This is a genomic window from Levilactobacillus koreensis JCM 16448, from assembly GCF_001435525.1.
Classification (GTDB): Bacteria; Bacillota; Bacilli; order Lactobacillales; family Lactobacillaceae; genus Levilactobacillus; species Levilactobacillus koreensis.
The window spans coordinates 1-1688 of record NZ_AZDP01000066.1; the positions used below are offsets into that span (position 1 = coordinate 1).

At 43.8% G+C, this 1688-nt stretch carries 2 protein-coding genes; both read left to right on the top strand.

The window, feature by feature from the left end; genetic code table 11:
* Window positions 1-70 precede the first annotated feature (70 nt).
* Window positions 71-745: a helix-turn-helix domain-containing protein gene (locus FC99_RS05745; protein ID WP_048733392.1), complete on the top strand. Its 675-nt coding sequence runs from the start codon at window positions 71-73 to the stop codon at window positions 743-745.
* Window positions 742-1635 (top strand): IS3 family transposase, encoded by an 894-nt coding sequence (locus tag FC99_RS05750; protein WP_048733391.1) that lies wholly within the window; start codon window positions 742-744, stop codon window positions 1633-1635. The genes FC99_RS05745 and FC99_RS05750 overlap by 4 nt, the downstream gene beginning before the upstream one ends.
* The last annotated feature ends 53 nt before the right edge of the window (window positions 1636-1688 follow it).

Below are 1688 nucleotides of genomic sequence, written 5' to 3' on the forward strand. Positions count from 1 at the left end.
TGTTATGATCCCTCTGTGGTTGTCAGATGAAATAATATAATTCATCTGACAATGACGGAGGGATTTTTGTATGCCAAGATCTAGGTTTAGTGCTATAGAGAAGCTAGCATTGATTAACGAATTTAAAGTCTCGGGGTTATCGAGCACAGCCTTTGGGAAAGCGAATGGTTTAGGTAAGCACACCGTAGCCCAGTGGCTAGATCGATACCAACGCGATGGCCTCGATGGACTGAAGGAAGCCAAGAAAAATCATCACTACAGTAGCGCTCTCAAATTACAAGTTGTTTATGCCTTCTTGAATGGTGAAGGTTCCGCACAGAAACTAGCTATGAAGTATGGTTTACGCTCATTTTCCCAAGTAATGACTTGGGTTTCCAAGTATAATAAGGACAAAACTGTGACGGCCTCTCCGTCAAGAAAGTTGGTCCCAAAGATGAGCCGAAAAACAACGTGGGAAGAACGTATTGAAGTTGTCGAATACATTACTAATCACAAGCACTCATATAGTGAGGCAGCCGAACACTACCAAGTCTCTTATCAACAAGCCCGTTCATGGGTCCTCAAGGCCAAGGAAGGCGGCTATGAAACCCTCAGAGACAACCGTGGTCATCGTAAAACACCAGAAAAATTGACTGACCTAGATAAGGCTAATTTACGAATCCGCCAATTAGAAGGCCAGGTCGCCGACATGAAACTACTGGAAGAGTTTGTAAAAAAATATCAGGAACTTCAGCGCAAGGGGTGAAACAACAACATCGACTGGCATATCGGGCAATCAGCGAAGTCAGTCAAGGGAAACGTGGTGCCATTACAAAATTATTGGCGTACGTTGGCGTTAGTCGACAAGCTTATAATAAGTCATTGCATCGTCAGAAAACGGTCTGGGAAGCTCAAGAAGAGCTACTAGAAGAACGCATCACTTATTGGTTCAAACAACATCATCAAGCAATCGGTGCCGGTAAAATTTTATCGAACCTAAATCGAGATGAGCAGATTACCTTCAACGTCACTATCAAGCGTGTCAAACGCATCATGGGTAATTTAGGTATCCGATGCCAGATTCGGGTTAAGAAGCATCATCGAATCAAGGAACAAGAGCAATACATGCAAGATAATATTTTGAATCAAGATTTTACCGTAACAGCACCTAATCAAGTTTGGCTGGCCGATTCAACTGAACTATCTTACGGAATCAATGGACAATTCAAAATGCGTTTGAGTGGGGTTTTGGACCTGTATGGACGTGTATTAATCGCGTCAAATCTGAGCACCACCGAAACGGCCGCAGCGGAGATTCAGGTGTTCCAGCGTGCATTTGAGTACGCTGGTGAAGTTCATCCGTTAGTACACACCGACCGAGGCGCTGCGTACACATCAAAGTCTTTCAATAACTTTTTGGCCGGACATGAAATAACACGTAGTATGTCACGTCCCGGAACGCCTTACGACAACTCACCAATGGAACGTTGGTGGAATGAATTTAAGACTCATTGGATGGATCGTCATCCAATGCCCACCACCTACCAAGAATTCAAAGCACTGGTGAACGAAGGAATCCACTACTTCAATCACTTAGATCGTTCACCAGCAAGAAACGACCTCACCCCGGTAGAATACCGGAATGAGGCCGTTTAAAGACAATACTAATTTATATTATTTCGTATGACAACTTGACAGGGACTAGCACA